Annotated in this window: 20 protein-coding genes; 3 read left to right on the top strand and 17 right to left on the bottom strand. The window is 42.8% G+C overall.

Annotated features, from left to right (window positions below):
* Positions 1-300: 300 nt before the first annotated feature.
* On the top strand, positions 301-1,584 hold the full coding sequence (locus PG901_RS06715) for a TerD family protein (protein WP_271133968.1): 1,284 nt from the start codon (positions 301-303) through the stop codon (positions 1,582-1,584).
* Positions 1,585-1,692: 108 nt separating this feature from the next.
* Here PG901_RS06715 and PG901_RS06710 read toward each other — a convergent pair whose 3' ends face one another.
* The 3 genes from PG901_RS06710 to PG901_RS06700 all read right to left on the bottom strand — a co-directional run bounded on the left by PG901_RS06710 (position 1,693) and on the right by PG901_RS06700 (position 4,013).
* Positions 1,693-2,301 carry a TerD family protein gene (locus tag PG901_RS06710; RefSeq protein ID WP_201618778.1) on the bottom strand — a complete coding sequence of 203 codons (609 nt, stop codon included), beginning with the start codon at positions 2,299-2,301 and terminating at the stop codon, positions 1,693-1,695.
* A 166-nt stretch (positions 2,302-2,467) separates the two neighbouring features.
* A complete protein-coding gene (locus tag PG901_RS06705; protein WP_068408074.1) occupies positions 2,468-3,220 on the bottom strand; it encodes a TIGR00266 family protein in 753 nt (250 codons plus the stop codon).
* A gap of 217 nt (positions 3,221-3,437) precedes the next feature.
* A complete protein-coding gene (locus tag PG901_RS06700) occupies positions 3,438-4,013 on the bottom strand; it encodes a TerD family protein (RefSeq protein ID WP_201565719.1) in 576 nt (191 codons plus the stop codon).
* Positions 4,014-4,364: 351 nt separating this feature from the next.
* On the opposite strand from PG901_RS06700, the gene PG901_RS06695 reads away from it, so the two are divergent.
* Positions 4,365-5,030, top strand: a complete 666-nt coding sequence (locus PG901_RS06695) for a 7-cyano-7-deazaguanine/7-aminomethyl-7-deazaguanine transporter (RefSeq protein ID WP_271133967.1) — start codon at positions 4,365-4,367, stop codon at positions 5,028-5,030.
* Between the two features lie 258 nt (positions 5,031-5,288).
* Here PG901_RS06695 and PG901_RS06690 read toward each other — a convergent pair whose 3' ends face one another.
* The 8 genes from PG901_RS06690 to queC all read right to left on the bottom strand — a co-directional run bounded on the left by PG901_RS06690 (position 5,289) and on the right by queC (position 15,241).
* On the bottom strand, positions 5,289-6,356 hold the full coding sequence (locus PG901_RS06690) for a DUF475 domain-containing protein (protein WP_271133966.1): 1,068 nt from the start codon (positions 6,354-6,356) through the stop codon (positions 5,289-5,291).
* A gap of 428 nt (positions 6,357-6,784) precedes the next feature.
* Positions 6,785-7,360, bottom strand: coding sequence for a TerD family protein (locus PG901_RS06685; RefSeq protein ID WP_025650997.1), 576 nt, complete (start codon positions 7,358-7,360; stop codon positions 6,785-6,787).
* Positions 7,361-7,657: 297 nt separating this feature from the next.
* Positions 7,658-9,964: a bifunctional 23S rRNA (guanine(2069)-N(7))-methyltransferase RlmK/23S rRNA (guanine(2445)-N(2))-methyltransferase RlmL gene (rlmKL, locus tag PG901_RS06680; protein ID WP_271133965.1), complete on the bottom strand. Its 2,307-nt coding sequence runs from the start codon at positions 9,962-9,964 to the stop codon at positions 7,658-7,660.
* A gap of 212 nt (positions 9,965-10,176) precedes the next feature.
* Entirely contained in the window at positions 10,177-11,364 is a 1,188-nt protein-coding gene (locus PG901_RS06675) for a mechanosensitive ion channel family protein (RefSeq protein ID WP_227692326.1), read from the bottom strand.
* 215 nt (positions 11,365-11,579) lie between these two features.
* Positions 11,580-13,076 (bottom strand): dihydrolipoyl dehydrogenase, encoded by a 1,497-nt coding sequence (locus PG901_RS06670; RefSeq protein WP_271133964.1) that lies wholly within the window; start codon positions 13,074-13,076, stop codon positions 11,580-11,582.
* A 76-nt stretch (positions 13,077-13,152) separates the two neighbouring features.
* Entirely contained in the window at positions 13,153-13,650 is a 498-nt protein-coding gene (locus tag PG901_RS06665; protein ID WP_201628895.1) for a peroxiredoxin, read from the bottom strand.
* A gap of 198 nt (positions 13,651-13,848) precedes the next feature.
* Positions 13,849-14,178 carry a hypothetical protein gene (locus PG901_RS06660; protein WP_201565699.1) on the bottom strand — a complete coding sequence of 110 codons (330 nt, stop codon included), beginning with the start codon at positions 14,176-14,178 and terminating at the stop codon, positions 13,849-13,851.
* A 340-nt stretch (positions 14,179-14,518) separates the two neighbouring features.
* Positions 14,519-15,241, bottom strand: coding sequence for a 7-cyano-7-deazaguanine synthase QueC (gene queC / locus PG901_RS06655; protein WP_271133984.1), 723 nt, complete (start codon positions 15,239-15,241; stop codon positions 14,519-14,521).
* Positions 15,242-15,899: 658 nt separating this feature from the next.
* On the opposite strand from queC, the gene ttcA reads away from it, so the two are divergent.
* On the top strand, positions 15,900-16,919 hold the full coding sequence (gene ttcA, locus PG901_RS06650; RefSeq protein WP_442966860.1) for a tRNA 2-thiocytidine(32) synthetase TtcA: 1,020 nt from the start codon (positions 15,900-15,902) through the stop codon (positions 16,917-16,919).
* A 147-nt stretch (positions 16,920-17,066) separates the two neighbouring features.
* Here ttcA and PG901_RS06645 read toward each other — a convergent pair whose 3' ends face one another.
* The 6 genes from PG901_RS06645 to ccoN form a co-directional block, all read right to left on the bottom strand.
* Positions 17,067-17,648, bottom strand: coding sequence for a FixH family protein (locus PG901_RS06645; protein WP_271133962.1), 582 nt, complete (start codon positions 17,646-17,648; stop codon positions 17,067-17,069).
* A 200-nt stretch (positions 17,649-17,848) separates the two neighbouring features.
* Positions 17,849-19,252, bottom strand: coding sequence for a cytochrome c oxidase accessory protein CcoG (ccoG, locus tag PG901_RS06640; protein ID WP_271133961.1), 1,404 nt, complete (start codon positions 19,250-19,252; stop codon positions 17,849-17,851).
* 510 nt (positions 19,253-19,762) lie between these two features.
* Complete coding sequence (gene ccoP, locus PG901_RS06635) at positions 19,763-20,923, bottom strand: cytochrome-c oxidase, cbb3-type subunit III (RefSeq protein WP_271133960.1); 1,161 nt, start codon at positions 20,921-20,923, stop codon at positions 19,763-19,765.
* Entirely contained in the window at positions 20,920-21,102 is a 183-nt protein-coding gene (locus PG901_RS06630) for a cbb3-type cytochrome oxidase subunit 3 (protein WP_191690612.1), read from the bottom strand. Before PG901_RS06630 ends, ccoP begins: the two co-directional genes overlap by 4 nt.
* Complete coding sequence (gene ccoO, locus PG901_RS06625) at positions 21,102-21,740, bottom strand: cytochrome-c oxidase, cbb3-type subunit II (RefSeq protein WP_183618776.1); 639 nt, start codon at positions 21,738-21,740, stop codon at positions 21,102-21,104. Before ccoO ends, PG901_RS06630 begins: the two co-directional genes overlap by 1 nt.
* A 9-nt stretch (positions 21,741-21,749) precedes the next feature.
* Complete coding sequence (ccoN, locus tag PG901_RS06620) at positions 21,750-23,231, bottom strand: cytochrome-c oxidase, cbb3-type subunit I (protein ID WP_183618774.1); 1,482 nt, start codon at positions 23,229-23,231, stop codon at positions 21,750-21,752.
* Positions 23,232-23,759 lie beyond the last annotated feature (528 nt).

Below are 23,759 nucleotides of genomic sequence, written 5' to 3'. Positions count from 1 at the left end.
GAAGGGAATAACTGGGACTGGCATTTAATAAGGTAATAACCCAAGGCGCGATACGGCGTTGGTTAACAGTATTGATTAACAGTATGGGTTATAGCAGGGTCTATTATATACAAATGCTAAGCGTTATAAATGCTGCTGACAAAATAGCATTAAGGATTTGTAAAAATGTTTTTGCAGCGTTGTTAACGCCTTGTTGAACTGTGCCGTGCACTGTAAAAATCAGTCGCTATCCATGCTACTATATAGCGATAGCCAATCTCACCTATATAAACAAATAATAAATAACCTAAAGGATAAATGATGAGTCAACCTCAAAAACTGATTGCTGGCGCTAATGCACCGCTGCCAACGGATAATATCAGCATTCGTATTTTAAGCCAAAGCGCCATCGATTGCGCCGCTTATCGCCTGACCACTGAAGGCAAAGTACGTGGCGATGGCGACATGATATTTTATGGGCAAACGCGTAGCGATGATGGCAGCGTCAGTTTCCGTGGTCATGATAGCGATGGATTTTTTGATATTAACTTACCTGCGCAGCCTGCGAGTATTGAGAAGATAGCCCTTGCGTTTTCTAGTGCGCAAACGCTTGCGCAAGTCGGCGATGTGGATATTCAGGTTTTACAGGGCAGCCAAGTGCTGATGACTTGTCAGTTAAGTGCTGCTGGACGTAATGAAAAAGCGATTATCTTAGCAGAGTGTTACCGCCGCCAAGGCAGTTGGAAATTCCGTTTTATCGCGCAAGGTTTTGAAGGTGGCTTAAAGCCGTTGTCTGAACATTTCGGTGTTGAAATTGCCGATGAAGCCCCAGCTCAAAGCCAGTCACAAAATCAAGCGCAAAGCCAATCTCAATCTATCAATACACAAAGACCTATCAATACGCAAAAAGCGGGTAGTGCGCCTCAAACAACTGCGCCACCGCCAATTCCTACAGCTTCTCAAAATCCGTCAATTAACCTAAGTAAAATCACCTTAACCAAAAACCAATCTAGCATCAATCTAAAAAAACGCGATGATTTTGGTAAAATTTCTGTCAACCTTAATTGGAATCAACGCCCAGATAGCAGCACACAAGCCCCTAAAAAAGGCTTGCTAGGCGACCTGTTTAAGCAGCATAAAGCCGCTGGTATTGACCTTGATGTTGGGGCGATGATTCATCTGAAAAATGGTGAAAAAACGCTGATTCAGGCCTTGGGCAATCGCTTTGGTAATCTACAATCAGCGCCTTATGTGTTATTACGTGCCGATGATAGAACCGGACAAGTCAGCGGCGGTGAGTGGCTCGATATCAATGGGCAACAGTGGTCGCAGATTGAAGAAGTCTTTATCTTTGCTTTTATCTACGAAGGTGCACCAAACTGGGCGCAAACCGATGGCGTCGTAACCATTCATGTACCCGACCAGCCACCGATTGAAACCCGTTTGACAGAAGGTGCGGGTAATTTACCAATGTGTGCGATTGCGCGTTTGGTCAATCAAAATGGCAGTATCAACGTTGAACGTATTAATGAGTACTTTAAAGGCCATCAAGAGATGGACAAAGCCTTTAATTGGGGCTTTAGCTGGAAACGTGGTAGTAAGTAAGCGCTTTAATAATATTGTTTAATACAAAAAATCAGCCCGTCTATTATAAATAGACGGGCTGATTGCTTATAGATTACTAACAGTCTTAAGTTCGACTGCTTAACCTATTTACGCATGCGGTGTAATAGCAGGCATCAAGTCATGAAAAGTACGACCAGAAGCCGTTTCACCGATAGCGTGCATTTTCCACTCATTGTTATGGCGATAAACTTTTGCCATAATCATCGCCGTATGAGTACCTTGTGACGATAAGTTATAGCGCGCCACTTCAGTATTATTATTGGCATTGACGATGCGGCAAAAGGCGTTTTCTACCGTTTCAAACGTCTGACCAGTAAAGCTGTTTACGGTAAATACCAGTGATACTACGTTCGCTGGAACTTTTGATAAATCAACATTGATGACTTCGTCGTCGCCATCGCCGTCACCAGTGCGGTTGTCGCCGGTATGGACGATACTGCCATCTTTTGATTTTAGCTGACTGAACCAAATCGCATCGACGGCTTGTTTATTGGCATCAAACATGATGCACGAGGCATCTAAATCGATCGAGTCGCCGCCGCTGCCGCCGCCAAATAATTTACCTAAAAAGCCGCCTTTTTTCTCTTGCGGCCCTTGAAAGACGTCCCAACCTAAACCCAATTTTACTTGAGTAAGCTCACCACCAGCTTCTTTGCTGAGGGAGATTTTTTGACCCTTTTGTAAACTAACTGCCATGGTAAAATCCTTATAATAATTGTGAGTAGAATACTTAAATTTTTAGTGCTGTTTTCGGTTATTGATTTCAGTATTAGCTTTCAGTTGTCAATTTCTGCGCTGGTTCTTAGCTATAATGTGAGCTGTAATTTTAGCTATGAGCTTTAATTATAAAATGAAACTTAAATTATAAGATGTTATCTAAAAACCCACCGCTGCCACCACGACCACCTGAGCTAGTACCTAAAATGCTTTGTAGCCAGCCTTGATAGCTGTCACGATTGCGCGAGCAGATGATAACTTTGCCCGTTCCTGAGAAGTTTAAAACCATGCCTTCGCCACTGGTGACGGAGTTAATAATATTGCTCATGATGCCTTTTTTCTTGCTGGTCGATACCGAAAGCTTATAATCAAGGTTTGAATCCCAGCAGACCACATGGCCATTATCAATAATAACGTCTTTATCAGGCGTCACATCAATCTCAAATAGTGAGCCAAAACCTGACACCACTACCTGACCTTGACCTTGGGTTTGCATGACCATAAAGCCGCCCGTATCACCAAATACCGCGCCGCCAAGGTTGCGCTGGATATTGGCTCTGATATCGACGCCAGTTTGTGCGGCAACGAACGCGCCATCGCTCAAGGTATATTGCTGAGCGCCGCAATCGATGATTTGCATATCACCATCTAGTGTGGGTGCTAGCAAACAATCACCTTCGCCATTGACGGCTTCAATTTGCTGTTGAAAAAGTGACTCGTCGTTAGCAAAGCGGCGCATCAGTGATTGCATGAGCCCACCTTGTAGCTTACCTTTCAGCTCAAGGTTCGACTCCATCATCACCATGGCATTGGCTTCACAATAAATTGAATCGCCTTTTTTTAAGTTACAATGCAAAAAAGGTTCAATAGTGCCGATTAAGCTAAATGTTGCGGCCATGGGGTGCAAATCCTTATTCTGAAATTTTTAAATGCTTCGTTTTCTATAAAAATCATCGTTGTTAATTTAAGCCTGCCAATTACATTTAAAGCCATCAAATGCTTTAAACAGGCACACTTGATGGCTTATTAACTATCGCAATCAAATAGTCGATTGCGATAGGGGGCTTAATAGCGGTCTTACAGTTATCGTATAAAACGATGACGTTATTTTAACGTTAAACGTTTACGCCGTAAGAGGCGGCTAATGGTCCAAGACCACCGCTAAAGCCTTGACCGACCGCGCGGAATTTCCAGTCACCGCTATGGCGATATAATTCACCAAAAATCATCGCTGTTTCAGTGCTACCGTCTTCTGATAGGTCGTAACGGGCGATTTCAGCTTCGCCGTTATCGTTTACCACACGGATGTAAGCATCGCCAACTTGACCGAAGTTTTGGTTACGAGCTGTGCCTTCATAGATTATCGCGCAGATAGCGACTTTGCTGACGTCAGCTGGGATACTAGCTAGGTTGATTTTGATTTTTTCATCATCGCCGTCGCCTTCACCAGTACGGTTATCGCCGGTGTGCTCAACCGCGCCGTTGTCTGACTTTAAGTTATTAAAGAAGATAAAGTCTTGGTCGTTACGGACTTTGCCAGCTTCGTTGACCAAAAAACCAATCGCATCTAAGTCAAATTCTTGACCGTCAGTGGCGCGTGGATCCCAGCCAAGACCGACAGTAATATTGGTTAAACCGGGCGCTTCTTTTGATAAGTTTACGTTGCCGCCTTTTGTTAAGCTAATAGCCATATAAATATCCTTTGGATTAATAATTAAGTGGATTTGGTTTTATAAAACAAACTAAAAATAGTGCAGTGATTACTCTCTTAGATAAAGTAACTATCTTAGCGAAAGTATCTTAGCGCAAAAGGTCAATAAATCGACCTGTACGCCACGTCCTGCATATCATTACGGTTTACTATACTAAGCGTTTGCTGACTAAGCAAGGCGTATTTTGTGTGACTATATGACATTTATATGTTTGTTTAGAAAAAAAGGGTTTTATGGCTATATCAGACCTATTTTGGCTATTTATCTTAATATGATTTATAATAGCGCGCTCAGGTTCCCTCTACCCTGACTTAAAAAAAGGACTCTTCTATGAGCAGTAGTACCCTTTCAACCACCCCGATTCAATCTATTCGCTATAGCCGTGCTTTATTCTGGCTTGTCAGTCTGCATATATTTATTATTGCTATCAGTAATTACTTGGTGCAAATACCTGTCGGACTATTTGGGTTTATTACCACATGGGGCGCCGTCACCTTTCCCTTCATCTTTCTGATTACGGATTTGACCGTACGCATATTTGGTCAAAATCTCGCTAGACGCATTATCTTCTTTGCTATGCTGCCAGCGCTGGTGATTTCTTATTATTTCTCAGTAGTGTTTTCGAATGGTCAGTTTGTTGGTCATGAGCATCTGCTAGATTTTAACCTGTTTGTCTTTCGCATTGTGGTGGCAAGCTTTAGCGCTTATGTCGTCGGACAGCTGTTAGATATCCAAGTATTTAATAAATTACGCCAGCTTAAAACATGGTGGATTGCGCCCTTAGTATCGACGTTTATTGGTAATCTGGTCGATAGCTTTTGCTTTTTTGCCATCGCCTTTTATAAAAGCCCTGACCCCTTTATGGCAACGCACTGGGTTGAGATTGGCGCGATGGATTACTTGTTTAAAATAGTAATGGGCGTGCTTATTTTCTTGCCTCTATATGGTGTGATATTGGTGAAGTTGCAGAAAGTGCTGGCAGGGAAGGAAAAATAAGAAAGCAATAAGCTATGTTGAGCGCACTGCTGATGATAGAGATTAAAGGTGTGCGCCATGCATCAAGCGTGTAGATAAGCTAAAGTTTAATGCCAAAGATTTAGCTAACTATTCAAAAACATTTAATTATTCAGAGTATGCAAACACAGATAAAAAAACAGGTTATACCAATTACTTGATATAACCTGTTATTACTACGATTTTCTGTCAACGCGCTTTTTGCTTAATGTGAACTTAGCGTTGAAACTAAAATTCAAACTAAGTAATCGACTTCGCTTCGCGCTTACGATAATTGAGTGAAGCGACAAACGCCCAACCAATAAACGCAATACCAATCAGACCAGTCACAATCTCTGGCACATGGAATTTCACCGATAATAACATGATGATGGCTAAAGCACCGATGGCATAATGCGCACCATGCTCAAGATAGACGAACTCATCAAGCGTGCCTTTATCAACTAAGAAGATAGTCATCGAACGCACAAACATCGCACCGATTGCAAGACCAAGCATAATCACGATAACGTCATTGGTAATCGCAAATGCGCCAATCACACCATCAAAACTGAATGAAGCATCAAGGACTTCTAAGTATAAGAAGCCGATAATACCGCCCTTCATAATCGCGCTGGTCGCCGCCGCTCCCGAGCCATTCTCTTCACTTTCTAAGTCTGCTTCAAGGTCACCCTCAAGCATACCCGAGACCACTTGTACGCCAAGGTATACTAAGATACCCCAAACGCCTGCAATCAATACCGCTGCTGACTGCTCAGGATTCGCCCACGATACGGCAATCATCAAGAAAATAAGCGCCACAAACACGCTCATGGCATCGACTTTACCCAGTTTTGCCAAGCGGCTCTCGAGCCAATCAAACCAGTGCACTTCTTTATCATCAAAGATAAAGTTCAAGAATACCAGTAATAAGAAGATACCACCAAAGGCTGAGATTTCAGCATGGTGCGCCATTAAGCGGGCAGAGTATTCTTTAGGGTCATTTAAAGCCAAGTTGACAACTTCCATAACGCCAAGTTCAGCCGTAAAGGCGACGATGACAATAGGGAATACCAAACGCATACCGAAGACGGCAATTAAAATACCGACGGTTAAGAAAATCTTTTTCCAAAATTCGTCCCAGCCTTTAAGGACTGAGGCGTTGACCACCGCATTATCAAATGATAATGAAATCTCCATGACGGCCAAAATAGCGGTAATAGATAAGGTGGTTATCATACCGCCTATACCGCCGTGTGAATATCCCCACCATGCCGCTACCGCTAGGGCAATAATAGTGAAGATAAAGTCTAAATAAAAATGTCTCATGACACATCCTGTCTGGTTGCATAAAGCTAAGGTCGGTCTATTATAGACACAAACCGCAAAAAAAGCGGTTATTGCTAACCACTTTTTTGCATAATTTTAAACGAAACATAAAGCATTACCAGTCTTTTAGCTATGAATAATTGTGACTATTTTGCAACCATATTTTACCGTCAAAATAGCGGCTTATAATTACTGTTGAAGTACCTGTTTACAGCACCTTTAAACAGTGACTGTTTATAGTGGTTTCAAATAGTGGTTTCAAATAGTGATGTTAAATATTGATTTTCAATAATCACTTTAAAATAATCACTTTAAATAGCCACTTTAAAATAGTCATTTTAAATAAATAGCTAAGACCTGCTTTAGGTCTTGGACGTGATCATTCTATAAAAGTCGATTTACGGTAAGGATAAAATATCAAGACCGTGTTAGATATCGACGCCATACTGCTGACACATGGCTTGCAAGCCACCTGAATAGCCTTGACCAACGGCGCGGAATTTCCACTCACCGTTATGACGATAGACTTCGCCAAATACCATCGCGGTTTCAACAGAGTAATCTTCTGCTAAATCAAAACGTACCACTTCCGTGCCAGTTTCTTCGTTCACAACACGGATAAAGGCGTTGGCCACTTGACCAAAGTTTTGGCTACGAGCGGCTGCATCATGAATAGTGACGGTGACGACGATTTTATCGACATCAGCAGGCACTTGGGTCAGGTTTACTTTAACGACTTCATCATCGCCGTCGCCTTCGCCAGTACGGTTGTCGCCGGTATGCTCAACCGCGCCATTGTCAGATTTGAGCTGGTTGTAAAAGATAAAGTCATGATCGCCGCGTACTTTACCCGCAGTACTGAGTAAAAACACACTGGCATCCAAATCAAACTCAGCGCCAGAAGTCGCGCGCTCATCCCAGCCAAGACCGATAAGCAGCTTGGTTAAGTTTGGGTCAGTTTTAGTGAGCGATAAGTTACCGCCTTTATTAAGGGATAATGCCATGGAATTGTCCTTGTTATTAGAGTAGGGAAGGTTTAACTATTACAGCGTTAGAAATGAATGCTATAAAAGCCAAAGTCTATAAATATAAGCGATAGCGGGATTAAACTGTACATAAAACTATCGTTTAACTGTTGTCTAACTATTACTTAATGACGCTCTATCATAACAACAAAAAATGACCCAATCAAAGCCGATTGGGTCATTGTTGTGTGTACGGTTATGCGTACGATAAGACTGACGATAAAAGACAGCGTTTACATGCGGTGCTTAACCTTTACCGGCATCTAGAAACCTAAATTATAGGCTTTGACGATGGCGAATCTCAAAGCTCTGATGAATCGGCTTTTTAACATCAAAATCAAAACCAATGGTTTTTTGGGTGATATCAACAATATCATAGCGCTCAGTCAGCTGCTCATCGAGCTCAAAGCGGGTAAAGTTATTGGAGAAATACAACACACCGTCTGAGGTCAAGCGGTTCATCGCGCGGTTGATGAGAGCAGAGTGGTCGCGCTGTACATCAAAGGTGCCTTGGAACTTTTTCGAGTTCGAAAAGGTTGGCGGATCAATAAAGATAATATCAAATTGTTCCGTATTGTCTTTAATCCACTCAAAGATATCAGCGGCGACAAACTGATATTTATTGCGGCTAACGTCAAGACCATTTAGGACAAAGTTTTGCTTGCCCCAATCGAGATAATTCTGTGATAAATCAACGCTGGTGACTTTTTTCGCGCCAGCCAATGCCGCATGGACACTTGCCGTACAGGTATAAGCAAATAAGTTCAGTACGGATTTATTACGACTGTTGTCTTTGATACGGGCGCGCATATTACGGTGATCAATAAACAAACCCGTATCGAGATAATCGGTAAAGTTGACATAGAAATACGCGCCATCTTCACGAGCGACATAGAACTTGCCACGCTTTTCAGTATTGCCTTGCTTGCTATATTGGTCATTACCAGATTGACGCGCGCGGGTCTTGATAAAGATTTGTTCACGGTTAATGCCAAAGACTTCACGAATACCCATTAACGCCAAATTAAAGCGTTTTTTCGCCGTTTCAGGTGGAATGGTTTTTGGTGGCGCGTATTCTTGCACGTGCACATAATCGCCATATAAATCGACCGCTACTTTGAAATCAGGCAAATCAGCGTTATAAACGCGTAAATTACTGACAGTGTCTTTTTTAGCCAGTTTCTTCAGTTTGGCAAGATTTTTTTGCAAGCGGTTGATGAAGTCTTGTCCTTCTTCCACTTCAATCTCACGCTTCTCAAAGCGACTGACCAAATTACCCGTTTGCCCAGCAATCAACGTACCGTAGCGGAAATAAACCGTAATAGCACCGTTATGACAGCGTAAAGTTTTTGGCTCTTTAATCGGTAATATATCGACTTGTTCGACATTGGCCGCCAAGATTCCAACCATAGGGTCGATATCAATACCGGCAAAACTGTCTTGTAAAATCAGCCCAAGCGCATGATATAACGGCTTAATCATCTCTTCATCACCCAAGCGCTCACCATACGGTGGGTTGGTAATGACTAAAGGATTACTTAAGCGACCATCATCGACCAGTGGTTTTAAGACGCTACTTAGTTGGTTAAGGGCGCGCGTCTCAAGGTCAAGCAGTGGTAATAAGTCCTGCAAACCGGCGGCTATCAAGTTCTTTTCTGTCGCCAAAATCGCACCGCTATCGGCATCAAAGCCCAAAATCAGCGGTAAAGTATCTGGCTGCTCGTTGGTAATGGCCAACGCATCACGGAAACGCGTCTGGGCATCGTCAATCATCTGTTGCCATAGCGCATCATCATGATGCTGCCACTCGTAAAAACCAAATTGATTGGCGGCTTTATCAATACCGACGGCATAATCACAATGCATGAGTAGGGCTTCAATAATAAAAGTACCAGAACCACACATTGGATCAATCAGAGCGTTATATAAAGGGGCATTACCTTCTTCATTTTTCTTATGCCAGCCTGCGCTGTAGAGCAACGCTGCTGCTAAGTTCTCTTTTAATGGCGCTTCGGTCATCGCCACACGGTAGCCACGGCGATGCAAACTGGTGCCTGATAAATCTAGATACAGCTCAGCTTGCTTATCATTGACCGTTGCAAACACCGAAAAATCTGGGTTTTTACTATCGACGTTAGGACGGCTGTCATATACTTCGTTAAAGGTATCTGCAATCGCATCTTTGATACGCAGCATGGCAAATTGCTGACTGACGGCAACGCGTTTATCAACCGATAGACGAATGGCAAACGTTTGCTCTAGCTTAAATTGTTCCGTCCAATCGACCGATTTTGCCAAACCATAAAGCTGCTCTGCCACATCGTATTCAGTATTGATGTTTTTGCGTTTAATCAGCATCAATACCCGTGACGCAACCCGCGACCACAAGCAAATGGTGTATAGGTCACGCAATGTACCAGTCACCGCTAAACGACCAGTACTCTTGATCTCGCTTGCAATACCAAAACTGGTCAGCTCAGTTTGTAGCGGTGCCTCAAGCCCATCGGCACAGGTAATAATAAGGTCAAGCGACAACTCTGCTGAAGCGGCTGGTGAGGAGTTGGGCGTGGTTGTTTCGGTCATACGGATACCTGTGGGCTAAATTGATAAATATTGATAAATAAGGCACATCATAAAATAAGATGTTTAACCGCCAATTTTACCATAATTACGCCATGGATAGTTTAAAGCGGCATTGTTTAAAAGACTGTTTTTAAGAAACGGCTTTTTGTTTTTAAACTAAAATCATGGCGCATCATTGTTTTTTTATATTGTTAAGCATCTACTTACACTGACTACTTACCGCCTTTTTTTAACGCGGCTGTTTCTGTGACCAATTGCGTAGGAGTCGCAACTGGCTTGGTAACGATAGGGTAAACCTGCTCTGTTGGCATCAGCAGGCGCATATGCGGATAAGGGGTTGAGATATCAGCGGCATCAAAGGCACGTTTGATATTCTCGCGTAAGACTTCTTTGATTTTAGGCATACGTGCAACAGCCGCAGGCTTGACCCAAAAACGCACAATAAAGAATACGCCGTATTCGCCAATCTCATCGACAGTCGCTGAGGTTTCAGGGCGATTTAATACCACGTCGCTCTCAGACAATACCTGCAAAATCACCTCACGTGCCTTGTCGATATCATCTTCAAAAGCAATGCGCATACGGATATCAAAACGTATAAAGTTTTTCGAGGTTAAATTGATGACCACAGAAGAAGCGACATTTGAGTTGGGGATAATAACGGTGATATTGTCACGGGTTAAGACATGGGTCGTGCGTAAAGCGATAACCACCACGCGCCCTTCATTGTCATTGATATTGACCCAGTCGCCGACTTGAAACGATTGCTCAAGCAAGATGGTGATGCCCGCGATAAAGTTAGCAAGCGTTGATTGGGCGGCAAAGCCCACGGCAATACCGGCAATACCCAAACCTGCCACTAACGATACGATATCAAAGCCAAATTGCGCCATGACGCTGGCAAGTCCGAATACCAATAATAGTACGGACAAGATATTTTTCAGTAGCTGCTCGATAGAAGCGTTTAGACCATAATGCTGCAAGACTTTATGAATAATTTGCCCAGATGACGTCCATAGCACATAATAAATACCTGCCCAAGTACTGGCTTTAGCAGTGGCTTTGACCGTATCTGGCTCAAAATTAAGCTGGCTCATAATAGCTATCAAACTGGTCACAATCCAAATATAGCGTAGTATTGAGCGAACAATTTTAGATCGGCGCTCATTTAAGCGGATTCTGGTTCTGCTTTTTTTGACAATGTAGATAGCAAGCCAATAAAAAAATCCCAATACCGCCAGCAGTATTAGGATTTTGATGCCCGTACTCACCAATTCTACCGATTTAGCTGACCAGTCTAACGAGTCTTCATCTATGGTGCCGCCGATAGCAAGGTATAGGCTAGTATGTAGGTCGCGAACAATCTCTTGAAAGAAGTCAGTAATACCAGCGATTGCCATTGTTTCATCCATGCAGGGTTTAGGTCTAAATAAAATGGGTATTAAAAAGTCTGATTGTAAATTAACTCAAATCGCTCAGGCAAATCAACTATGACCTTGATTGCCTTGAGCGTTCATTTGAGCACTAACTTAAAGTGATATAAGTCAAAACGACAAAAGTACGAAGCATAATTTTATTAAAAAACATTGCCGCTGATCTCGTTAAAATTAATCACTTAAAAATTGCCTTCTTGGGTATCATGCGATTGATAAGGTATCTTCATCATACGCTGAACATCACGTAATGCAGTACGTAAACCTTCTAATATCGTCGGATGATAAAACGGCGTATCAAGCATGTCTTTGATACTCAAATCGTTGGTAATTGCCATGGCCAATATATGTCCAATATATTCCGCATCAGGGCCAACCATGCTGGCGCCCAAGATTCTATCGGTCTTTTTGCAACCATAAATATGCAATAAACCGCAGTTGACACCCATCACGCGGCTACGTCCTTGATTGTCAAAGCTCACTTTGCCAATCACATGTTCAAGCTCTGAGTCTGCTTGGATTTCAGGTAGCGACATACCGACGTTCACGATTTGTGGCGCGCAAAATACGATAGAAAATGGCGTAGCAGGTGGTCGAATATAAGCGTCTGTCTTATTGTCGCAAACAAGGCTGCCAGCGCTAAATCCTTCATCACTGGCTACATGTAATAAAGGAAGATTGGCATTGGCATCACCAACGATATAGACTTCTAAATCACCGATTTTACCAGTCTTTTTATCAAGCTGCTTTGGGCGGTTTTTATCATCAAGCTCGACGCCTAGATTTTCAACACCAAGCGCATCGATGTTATTGCGGCGACCCGTGGCAACCAGTACGTATTCGCCTTGCCACTGCTGCGTTTGACCGGCGCTATCTTCGTAGTCGATAAAGGCAACCGAGCCTTTATCGCCTGCATCTGCTTGAGTACCAACCTCGGTAATGTTACTACCTAAATGCATGGTTAGTTCGCGATTTAAGCAATCGATGGCTTTATTATTAATGTCATCGTCTTTTAAACTGGCCACGCGTTTGACACGATTAAATAAAGTAACGTCGACGCTTAAGCGTTTAAAGGCTTGGGCAAGCTCTAAGCCGATGGCACCTGCACCAACCACCGCCAGTGATTTTGGTAAATCAGCCAGCTCAAAGACAGTGTCAGAGGTAAGCATGGTATCGCCAAGCTTGTCCGCCCAGCCTTCTGGGATAAAGGTTGAGCTACCAGTCGCCACAATGATTTTATCCGCTTCGATTAGCTCATTGTTAACCTCAATCAATCCCTGTTCATTGATATAAGCGCGACCCGCTATTTTCGTTTCTGCAGGCCAACTTTCTACTTGCTCCTCAACGTAGCTGGCAAAATGATCACGCTCAGCGCGAACCCGCGCCATGACTTGTTTGCCATCTATTCGTGCGCTGGCATGCACACCAAACTCGCCAGAATGATTGGCCTCATGCGCGCGGTCAGCAGCAGCAATAAGCAGTTTACTTGGCATACAACCGACCGCAATACAGGTGGTTGTCCAAAATCCATCATTAATAATTATGACGTCGTCTTTTAATTTGCGGGCTTGGCGAAAGGCATTTTGACCAGCAGTACCAGCGCCAATGACCGCAACCGATACCTTGCGTGTCACTTTTTTATGGCTACTGTCAGCAGTGCTATCAGGCTGTTTATTCATAGTATTCTCAAATCAGGCGAATGTGATATTAGGTGATGGATTTGCACAAAAAACGATGAAAAAGGCTATTGAAAAATTAAGGCGCTAACGTATTTAGTAAACGCTCAGTATAGCCAGCCGCGCGTAAATTACGCTGCGCATGAGTTAGCGTGCCATCTTTATCAAAGACAAAGGCTGAACGTACAAGACCTAAGCTGATTTTGCCATACATGTTTTTTTCTTTAATGACATCGAAGTATTGGCATAATTTCTCATCACTATCACTGATAAGCGAGATATTAAGATGGTGTTTAGCGATGAATTTTTCGTGAGATTCGACGCTATCACGCGAGACACCGATGATATCGTAACCCAATTTATCAAACTCATTGAGCTGAGCGGTAAACTCTGTCGCTTGCGTGGTGCAGCCTGGGGTATTGTCTTTGGGATAAAAATATAAAATTAGGCCTTTATCGGTATGAGCAACCAGCTCTTTTAGGCTGATGTCGTCATGTATAAAGTTGCCGTCTAGCTCGCGCACGATAGTGACTGGAAAATCAGGTAGGGCAATAGTCTCGGTGGTCGGCTTGGCCATTATAAAATCCTTATTAGTTTTGGTTATGCATATATTGTTGTTTATACATATATTATAGTGATTGCTCTTATTATAGGCAGATTCATCGCAATTTCATCGCAATAACTACTCAGTTTTACACTTCACTTATTCATTAGCAACAAAAAAGACTGGCAATGACCAGTCTTTTGTATTTGTAGCAAATATCTTTTCCGTAATTTAAGCAGGTTTTTGTGGCTGCTTTAAATCCAAGCCAACCGTGCATTGCTGCAGGTCTTTTTGCATTTTTTTCACGTAAGGTAAGCTTGATGGGTCTTTTTTATCTTGCGCGTAGCTTTCAATTTCCCACATCTGACCGATGGTCATCTCGCTACGGACACCGATGGTGCACTTGCATAATTTGGTCGCGGTATTTTTGTCAGCGACCTTATATTTGACTGCGCCATTGACACAGGTATTGATATTATTTTGCTTGATATCGGCAGCGTTTGCTTGTGGCAATGCAAACAGAGCAGCTAGGGCTAGGGGTAATACGGGCAACAACTTCATAAACATCCTCTATAGGTCGCGTCAATTTTTCAGATTTTATAGGCAAAAAATCTTGGTCGTTTTATTTGGTTACTTATTTTATAACTTGCATGAGCAAATATATAGGCAATTCTCCATCTATATAACGCTCATTGTATTTAGCTAACTATCAGTACGATTATATTGTCATTGATATAGTCGCCCATACCATAGCAATTAAATTGCTTAAAATACAACGCCAGCGTGCTGTGTTAATGCAAGCAAATGTTGCGCAAATATTTAATGAGCTGCGCTATTAAGACAATCACACTCGTACTTCAAGGTAGCTATAAGCCTGTTTTTACAGTATTTATTCAGGCTATTAAGGCTGATAATGGGTAGGGTCAGTAACGCCAGCTTGGGCAAATCCTTGGCGGCGCAGCACACAGCTGTCGCAGACACCGCAAGCCAATCCATCGACATCTGCTTGATAACAAGAAATCGTCTGCCCATAATCGACCCCTAACGATAAACCAAGCTCGATGGTTTTGGCTTTAGATAACTGCTGCAGTGGTGTTTGAATGGATAAATGGTGACCGGTGACGCCAGCTTTGGTGGCAAGATTGGCCATGTGCTCAAAGGCAGCGATATATTCGGGACGGCAATCAGGGTAGCCTGAATAATCGACGGAGCTTACGCCAATGACGATATGGTTGGCATCGGTCACTTCAGCAACTGCCAAGGCGTAAGATAAAAATATGGTATTACGCGCAGGCACATAAGTGTTTGGAATAGCGTCGTTGTCGATCTCATCACGATTTTTACTGGGGAATTTATCGGTATCGCCATCAGGGACAATCATGCTGTGGTCGGTGAGTGATGAGCCGCCAAGCTGCGCGATATCGATATCAATAATGCGATGATTGACACCTGCGGTTTCAGCGATGGCTTTAGCGGCGACCAGCTCACTATTATGACGTTGACCGTAATTAAAACTGACCGCCGTCACAGAAGCATAGCGCGCCTTTGCCCAATACAAACAAGTCACGGAATCGAGCCCGCCTGATAGTAGCACCACGGCATTTTGGCTTTTATGCAGCGCCATCAAGTTAGCGTCGTTTGCTGGATTGGTATAGGAGGTTTGCGCAGTAACAAGAGTCATAGTGGTATCTATTATTAGTTTGAAATTATTGTTTCAAAAATATGGATTTACGAAAGCCGTCTATTTTAGCAAAAATAGCCCCATTACAGAACCTTGAAGGTGTTATTAAAAGAGGGCTAAAGCGTGATTAAGTAGTGGCTAAAGGATATTTCAGTCAGCACTGTATTTGTATTATCCATCAAACACTATTAATCAGACATAGGGCAATCAAACAGGCGATTAGGCATAAGTACTGTTATCAAGTTAAATAATAGTCTTACGCTGTCTTCTTAAGTTGCCTTCTTGAGTTGGCTTGGTATTTAGCCTTATCAATTAACGTCATATTTTCAATCTGTTAGCAAAATTTGTTATAATCGCTGCTTTTAAAGCCCGCGTGCTAAAAATATTGCTAACTGCTTTGTAGCAAAATCAACCTTGTAAAGATATTGAGTAACTTATGACCGTAGCGACCTTGTTTACGCCAAAAATAACCCCTCAGTTAGATGCTGCGTCTATCGATGCTGCTTCTACGGATGCTAGCTCTGCCGAGACTGGTTGGGATAGCTATGCATTAGATACGGATGTCGCTGACGAATCTGATGGAGTTGCGCATGACAATAATATGGCTGAGCAATTATTATCTAATCAGCTGCTACCGACTGAAACGGCACAATTTCGCAAGCTACAAAAAAAGCTACGCCGCCAAGTATCATGGGCGATTCGCGATTTTAATATGATTGAAGATGGCGACGTCATCATGGTTTGTGTGTCAGGCGGCAAAGACAGCTATACACTGCTAGATATCTTGTTGCTACTCAAGCGTATTGCCCCGATTAGCTTTGATATCGTTGCGGTCAATCTTGACCAAAAGCAGCCTGGTTATCCTGAAGATATTTTGCCCGCTTATCTGAATGAGCAAGGTATCGCGCATTATATTTTAGAAAAAGACACTTATAGTATCGTCAAAAGCGTGGTGCTAGAAGGTAAAACTTATTGCTCGGCTTGTTCACGTCTGCGCCGTGGCTCGCTATACGGCTTTGCCAAACAAATTGGCGCAACCAAAATCGCCCTTGGCCATCATCGCGATGATATGCTGGCGACGTTCTTCTTAAACTTATTTCACGGCGGCGCGCTTAAATCGATGCCGCCTAAACTGCTTAGCGATGATAAGCAAAACTTGCTGATTCGCCCGCTTGCTTACGTTGAAGAAAAAGACATCATTGAATATGCGCGTTTAAAAGAATTTCCAATAATTCCCTGTAATCTATGTGGTAGCCAAACCAATCTACAACGGGCGATTATCAATGACATGCTACGCGAATGGGATGACGCCCATCCGCAGCGCTTAGCGTCTATTTTTAAAGCCATGCAAAACGTCGCACCATCGCAATTAGCCGATCGTGAATTATTTGATTTTGAGACATTAAGCCTCGAGCGTGATGATAATGAACGCTTATTTGAAGGCGATAATATCCAAGCAGGGCAGACCGATAGTCTGGCTGAGATTGGCTTACCTGTAGCGCCAAAAACTCAAGTCTTTAATCCAAAATTTGCCAATAATCAGAACTTGCAAGCTGAAACTGAGACGGCAAGGAACAGCCGTATAACGCAGAAAATCCCAACCATTAACCCTGTCATTTAATGCGCTGATGGTTTAAAGCTATGTTGCTTAAATAATCTTAAGTTAATTCGATAAAGTTAAATCCATAAAAGTTAGCCCCATAAAAAATCAGCCCTTAATAATTAAGGGCTGGTTTTTTTAACTTTAAGAGTAGCTATTTAAATAACACTAGCTTTCGGCAAACACCGGTAGCGGATTAAAACTTACCTCTGAGCGTGGCAATTTTGCTACATCTTGCATACGCCAATCATCCTTACCATCATTACTAACTTGTAAGTAATATTTGGCTTTGACTGGGTCAATATTTACCTGAGCGCTATATTTGTTGCCTTCTTCATGTTTTAACACAACATCACGATCTTTTTTGATATCGGTGGCATGTGAGATAGATAACTCTAAGGTATCAGGGTAGGTAACCGGCTCGCCATTTGATAATTTACCAGACTGCAAGCTTTGCTCAGGATAATTCAGATAAAACACGATATCACCATTATCGGCAAACTGCATTTGACCGTGTAAGTCTAAATCATAGGTGAGCTTGTCGCGCGAGACGTCATGATAGAGGGTTTTGCCATCCATATACCAATCGTCACGTACCACACTGTCACGTATTTGGTAAGAATAATAGACAAACCAGATGCAAGCAATAACGACTAACGCTGGCATACCAATGACAAAAATAACCACCATATAGTTTTTGTACCATGGCTGGCTATCTTGATGCTTAAAGTTGGGGACTGGACTAGACATAACATACCTATTAATCAGATATTCGTTTATAGCTGTCTATTAGAGAGTTATAAACGGTATCAACGGATAAAATGATGGCTCAATACTGCCAGATTAATGACGAAATATTCACCCGCTAATCATTGATGGATAGTCATCAACCAACAGCTAACAACTAACGGATGAGAGCTATAAAATATAGTAATTAAGCACGCAAAGACTTATTGTCCTTGCGTGGTAAAGATGTTTTGTTTGCTAACATTATACTGACCATTTTCGCTCTTCACATTTAAAGTAACTGGTGTTTGCCCAAACTCAATCACATCAGGGTCACCATAAATACTCACTGGCATATCAAAGCTTTCACCAGCCTCTAACGGCACATCGTTAAAGCGTAACTCTAAGCTCAAACCGTCTTGTGGCTCAAGGGTTATCTTATAAGTGTGAGGCTCTTGCGTTTTGTTGGTCAATTTAACGATATAGCTGTTCTCAATCATGCCTTGCTGATTCAATGATGACAACTGGTTGCGGTCACGGCGAATATCAATCTCTAGCGGTACGCGATCATTCAAGGCATAAATTACGCCGCCACAAAGCACGGTCAGTAAGGTTAAGTAGGCGAAGAAGCGCGGACGGAATACACGGCTTGGCTCTTTTTCGACCAATTGACGCTCTGTTGTATAACGAATCAGCCCGCGTGGGTAGCCAACTTTATCCATCACATCATTACACGCATCGATACAGGCAGCGCATTGGATACAAGCTACTTGCAAACCATCACGAATATCAATACCTGTCGGGCAGACCTGCACACACATCTGACATTCGATACAGTCGCCTAAATCCTCAGGATTGGTGCCTTTTTTGCGCGCGCCGCGAGGCTCACCGCGCTCATAATCGTAAGAAACGATTAACGTATCTTTATCGAACATCACGCTTTGGAAGCGGCCATAAGGACAGATTTGCACGCACATCTGCTCACGCATATAGCCTGCATTGACGTAGGTCGAGAAAGCAAAAATAAATATCGATACCCATATCCACGTTGACCAATCAGGGAAGGGGATAAACCCTATCATCTGCCAATTTTGATACAACGCCTCAGTACCCGACACATAACTGACAAAGGTTGTGGCGGTAATCATCGAGAACACAAACCAGATAAAATACACTAAAAAACGCTTAAACGCTTTCTGTGCGCTCATAGGCTCTTTATCGAACTTTATACGCTTATTACGATCGCCAATCACCAGCTTTTCAACATATTGGAACATATGCGTCCAAATGGTCTGGGGACAGGCATAGCCACACCACACCCGTCCGGCGTAGACAGTTACCATAAATAGGGTAAAGGCAGCAATAAGCGCAAAAGCAGCAATAAAGTAAAAATCTTGGGTTAAAAAGGTCATACCAAAAATATAATAATGCTGCGACGGCACATCAAACCAGATTGCTTGCCTACCGTTATAACGTAGCCACGGTAAAATCAGAAATAATGCCAAAAACGCATACATGCTAATGACACGGATGTTTTGATAAAATCCGGTGACAAATCTGGGATGTACACGTTTTTTATTGGCGTTAAGATCGACGACAGGGATTTTATTGGATTGTTGTGCTGACATAAACGTGCCTCTTTAAAAAAAGAATCAGTCTGCTGGCATGATGAACAAATACCCTGAATAACTGGGTATATGAATGTGCGATGTTATCAATGTCAGTAAGTAGCGAGACATACTGAAAGTCAAAATATGCTGACTCGACTACCAAATGAGCGATTGTAAATAATGGGTTTAAATATGCTTAAATGGATGATTCAATAGTGTTTCTCATAGATAGCTATTTTAACATTCTCCCTACTATAAATGGGGCAATAATGCTAGAAAGCAACATTAATCTCATCATTATTGATAGCCAAATGCAGTAATAGCATCTACTCATGAGAAACAAATCATAAGCAAGGGACAAATGACCAAGCCTGATTATTGTTAATGAGAGTATTAAGGTTTTTATTGAATTTACTCACTATAACCAACATTTAGCCCTCAGTGAATAACTAAAAAGGGAGAACTGCAATAACAGTCCTCCCTTTTTTAAACTTACTTATTTACGATATAGCGACTGACTAAATATGATTAGTTAGCGGCTGTCGTTTCTGCTGCAGCGGTTGCGGTTGTCGCTGCCTGAGGAGCAGGGGCAGAGACTGTTTTGGCTTTAGCAGGTTGAGCGCTTCTGTCTGATAGAGAGTAAACATAAGCAGCAAGCAACATAATGCGCTCATTACCCAGTTTGGTTTCCCACTCAGGCATTACGCCTGCACGACCATAACGTACCGTTTCGCGAATGGTTTCACGATCGCCGCCGTATAGCCAAATTTTATCTGTCAAGTTTGGCGCGCCAGTAGAGGTCATACCTTTTGCGTCTGGACCATGACAAAGTACACAGTTGGTTGGCTCGTTGAAGATTGCCTCACCCTGAGTAACTTTGGCTTTATCCAACTCATAACCTGGTTGATTGCCAGATATTGATAGGACATATTCAGACACGGCACGAACACCATCTTCACCGATTTGATCGCGCCATGCGGTCATACCACCGACGCGGCCGTTATGTAGAGTCGTCAAGATATTTGCCGCCTCACCGCCATATAACCAGTCATTATCGGTAAGATTTGGATAGCCTGCCGCACCTTTGGCGTTAGAGCCATGACAAACTGCACAGTTCTGTAAGAACAAGCGACTACCAACCTTCAATGCATTCGGGTTTTCAGCCAGCTTTTCTACATAAGGTGCCAACTCGGCCACTTTCTCGTCGATTTGAGCCTGTAGCTCTGCTGGTGGCTTCTCACTATGACGCAGGGTTGCTTGCATCTCAGAAAGCGTTGCTAGGGTTTTTGTTGCACCGCTCGCATCGGCCTTGGCCAAAATGTTTTGCTCAAAGTTATCGGTAAATACTTTGTTATTACTTTCAAGTTCGCTGTTCAACTCGTTATGAGAAGTCCATGGTAAGGTTTTACCATCCACTTCTACGGTTGTAATACCTTCCCACTTTGATGGAAAGATAGCAGGGAAAAATATCCAGTATGCAACGGCCCAAATGATTGAGCCAAAAAATATCACTAGCCACCATTTAGGGAGTGGCTTATCGTATTCCTGAATGCCATCGTAAGTGTGACCAGTGGTACCGTCTTCCTCTACTTCTGGCTTGTACTTCAAAACCATTAGCAAAACACCGAGGATACCCGCCCAACACATAATACTTAGTATGGTGATCCAAGAACTCCAAAAAAATGTCATCGTTTATCCTTATTGCGCTGCTCTTCAGACAAAGATTCGATATCTTCGTCATCAAGCGCAAGTTGTGCATCTTCTTCGAAGCGTTTTTTGTTTTTTGGCGAATACGCCCACCATGCAACGCCTACGAAGGCAATAAAGGCAGAAACGGTCGCAATTGTTTGTAATTCACCAATACCCATTAGCGCTGTCCTTCCATCGCGGTACCTAATTGCTGTAAATAGGCAACCAAAGCATCAAGCTCAGTGGCACCAAGTACAGCATCGGGTGCGCCTTCGATATCTTCTTCAGTATAAGGCACACCGAAGCGATCGCGGAATAGACGCATTTTGGCTTGAACATTGCTACCATTAACTTCATTGGTTGCAAGCCAAGGGAAACCAGGCATTACTGACTCAGGTACTAAAGAACGTGGCGCAATCAGATGCTGTTTTTGCCAATCTTCAGAATAGCGTCCACCAACACGTGCAAGGTCAGGACCCGTACGTTTTGAACCCCATAAGAATGGATGGTCCCATGTTGATTCAGCAGCACGCGAATAAGGTCCATAACGCTCAACTTCAGCACGTAACGGACGAATCATTTGGGTATGACAGACGTGACAGCCTTCACGAATGTAGATGTCACGACCTTCAAACTCAAGTGCAGTCCATGGCTCCATGGCGGGAAGGGGAGCGTTCACCCCACCTTCTTCAGGACCCTTGTTATCATAAATCAGCGGTACGATTTCAACGAGCGTTGCAAAGCTAATGGCAATAACAATACCGATAACCAACAAGCCTGTATTTTTTTCAATAATTTCATGCGGTGTACCAGACATGATCGCTCCTTATACGTTAGCTGCCGAAGGTTTATCAACACTAGGTTCATGATCCGTTGGGTCAGCGATATCTACAGGCTTACCTTCTGGCATTTGCAGTGTTTTATAAACGTTATATGCCATAACAAACATACCCGATACATACAATAGGCCACCAAAAGCACGACCGATATATGGGAAATGTGAGAACTCAACCGTATCAACGAAGCTGTACACCAACGTACCGTCTGGGTTGGTCGCAAGCCACATCATGCCTTGGCCAATACCTGAAATCCACATAGAGACGATATAGAAGATAGTACCTGCTGTTGCCAACCAGAAATGCGTGGTGATTAAGCTGATTGAGTACATTTTTGGTTTGTTATAGATACGTGGTAACAGTACGTATAGCGAACCAATGGTAATCATACCAACCCAGCCAAGCGCACCTGAGTGTACGTGACCTACAGTCCAGTCAGTGTTATGAGATAACGCGTTGACGGTCTTAATAGACATCATTGGACCTTCAAACGTCGACATCGCATAGAACGACAATGCCACAATCATAAAGCGAATGATCGGATCGGTACGTAACTTATCCCAACTACCTGATAGCGTTAGTACACCGTTAATCATACCACCCCAAGATGGTGCAAATAGGATGATTGAGAATACCATTGCTAATGACTGCGTCCAATCTGGAAGCGCTGAATAATGCAAATGGTGACCACCAGCCCACATATATGAAGCAATCAATGCCCAAAAGTGAACGATAGACAAACGGTAAGAGTAAATAGGACGACCAATCTGTACTGGAACGAAGTAATACATCATCCCAAGGAAAGCGGCCGTTAAGTAGAAACCTACCGCATTATGCCCGTACCACCACTGCACCATCGCATCAGTTGCACCGCCAAATAACGAATAAGATTTAAACGCACTAACAGGGATAGCCATACTGTTTACGATATGCAGTAGAGCAATCGTAATAATAAAAGCGCCAAAGAACCAGTTAGCCACATAAATATGTGAGGTTTTGCGTTTGATTAGCGTACCGAAGAAAACGATGGCATAAGATATCCATACCAAGGCAATCAAAATATCGATTGGCCACTCAAGCTCAGCGTATTCTTTAGTCGACGTCAGACCTAAAGGAAGCGTAATAACTGCCGATACGATAACCGCTTGCCAACCCCAAAAGGTAAACCAAGCCAAGTAAGGTGCAAATAGTCTCGTCTTACAGGTACGCTGTACCACATAATAAGAGGTTGCGAACAGGGCAGAGCCACCGAATGCAAAGATAACCGCGTTGGTGTGGAGCGGTCTTAGACGACTAAATGTCAACCATGGAATGTCAAAGTTGAGTGCTGGCCATGCTAACTGTGAAGCAATGAACACACCAATACTCATGCCGACGATGCCCCATATCACGGCCATTATCGTAAAGAATCTTACGACAGTGATTTCATATTCACGGTCAACTGGGGCGACTGCTGTGTTTTGTAAACTCATTGGATGATTCCTTTACAGCCCGAATTATCAACAGAATTAACTAACTCTCCGCGGCAGCTGTCTTATAAAAATTTATAAGCAGACAATGATTGCGGTACATGCTATTTTTTGACTACTCTTATCAGTCTTGCCATTATTAACTATCAACTTCGCTAGTTATCAGCTATCGCTGATGAGTAGAGGACGGCGATAAAAACGCACTGCGCTCACAGCTAGTCGATAGTAGGATTGTTAATAAACGGTCAGATTTGATAAGAAAACGTGCCTTCCTTGAGCATCAAACATCTATTGAGGCTGAGTATGTATCTTAATTATTACTGATAAAAACAGTATGAACGAAGATAGATACTGATATTCAACTGGCGCTAAAAAGCTTATGCACCATCAATGTATGCTAGCGGCGGCTGACAAAAAAACATGTTTAGGTAATGTTTAGTTAAAACTCCCGACTCTGTTTAAGGGTATTGTAACGCAAACCTAATCAAATATCATCAGAACTATGCGCCAAAATACAAACTCTTTGGTAAA

The organism is Psychrobacter sp. ANT_H3 (assembly GCF_027919975.1).
In the GTDB taxonomy this organism is placed as follows: Bacteria; Pseudomonadota; Gammaproteobacteria; order Pseudomonadales; family Moraxellaceae; genus Psychrobacter; species Psychrobacter maritimus.
Note: the sequence above shows the minus strand (reverse complement) of the source record. Positions and strands in the feature narration are given on the sequence as shown.

Bases quoted from the DNA above. Each gene is read 5' to 3' on its own strand.
- PG901_RS06665 (WP_201628895.1), bottom strand. From the start codon at position 13,650: ATGGCCAAGCCGACCACCGAGACTATTGCCCTACCTGATTTTCCAGTC.
- PG901_RS06670 (WP_271133964.1), bottom strand. From the start codon at position 13,076: ATGAATAAACAGCCTGATAGCACTGCTGACAGTAGCCATAAAAAAGTG.
- ccoP (WP_271133960.1), bottom strand. From the start codon at position 20,923: ATGACATTTTTTTGGAGTTCTTGGATCACCATACTAAGTATTATGTGT.
- queC (WP_271133984.1), bottom strand. From the start codon at position 15,241: ATGGCGCTGCATAAAAGCCAAAATGCCGTGGTGCTACTATCAGGCGGG.
- ccoG (WP_271133961.1), bottom strand. From the start codon at position 19,252: ATGTCAGCACAACAATCCAATAAAATCCCTGTCGTCGATCTTAACGCC.
- PG901_RS06685 (WP_025650997.1), bottom strand. From the start codon at position 7,360: ATGGCATTATCCCTTAATAAAGGCGGTAACTTATCGCTCACTAAAACT.
- PG901_RS06690 (WP_271133966.1), bottom strand. From the start codon at position 6,356: ATGAGACATTTTTATTTAGACTTTATCTTCACTATTATTGCCCTAGCG.
- PG901_RS06705 (WP_068408074.1), bottom strand. From the start codon at position 3,220: ATGGCCGCAACATTTAGCTTAATCGGCACTATTGAACCTTTTTTGCAT.
- PG901_RS06710 (WP_201618778.1), bottom strand. From the start codon at position 2,301: ATGGCAGTTAGTTTACAAAAGGGTCAAAAAATCTCCCTCAGCAAAGAA.
- PG901_RS06630 (WP_191690612.1), bottom strand. From the start codon at position 21,102: ATGGGTATTGGTGAATTACAAACAATTGCGACCGTTTCTGCCTTTATT.
- PG901_RS06700 (WP_201565719.1), bottom strand. From the start codon at position 4,013: ATGGCTATTAGCTTAACAAAAGGCGGCAACGTAAACTTATCAAAAGAA.
- rlmKL (WP_271133965.1), bottom strand. From the start codon at position 9,964: ATGACCGAAACAACCACGCCCAACTCCTCACCAGCCGCTTCAGCAGAG.
- PG901_RS06695 (WP_271133967.1), top strand. From the start codon at position 4,365: ATGAGCAGTAGTACCCTTTCAACCACCCCGATTCAATCTATTCGCTAT.
- PG901_RS06715 (WP_271133968.1), top strand. From the start codon at position 301: ATGAGTCAACCTCAAAAACTGATTGCTGGCGCTAATGCACCGCTGCCA.
- ccoO (WP_183618776.1), bottom strand. From the start codon at position 21,740: ATGTCTGGTACACCGCATGAAATTATTGAAAAAAATACAGGCTTGTTG.
- ccoN (WP_183618774.1), bottom strand. From the start codon at position 23,231: ATGAGTTTACAAAACACAGCAGTCGCCCCAGTTGACCGTGAATATGAA.
- PG901_RS06660 (WP_201565699.1), bottom strand. From the start codon at position 14,178: ATGAAGTTGTTGCCCGTATTACCCCTAGCCCTAGCTGCTCTGTTTGCA.
- ttcA (WP_442966860.1), top strand. From the start codon at position 15,900: ATGGCTGAGCAATTATTATCTAATCAGCTGCTACCGACTGAAACGGCA.
- PG901_RS06675 (WP_227692326.1), bottom strand. From the start codon at position 11,364: ATGGCAATCGCTGGTATTACTGACTTCTTTCAAGAGATTGTTCGCGAC.
- PG901_RS06645 (WP_271133962.1), bottom strand. From the start codon at position 17,648: ATGTCTAGTCCAGTCCCCAACTTTAAGCATCAAGATAGCCAGCCATGG.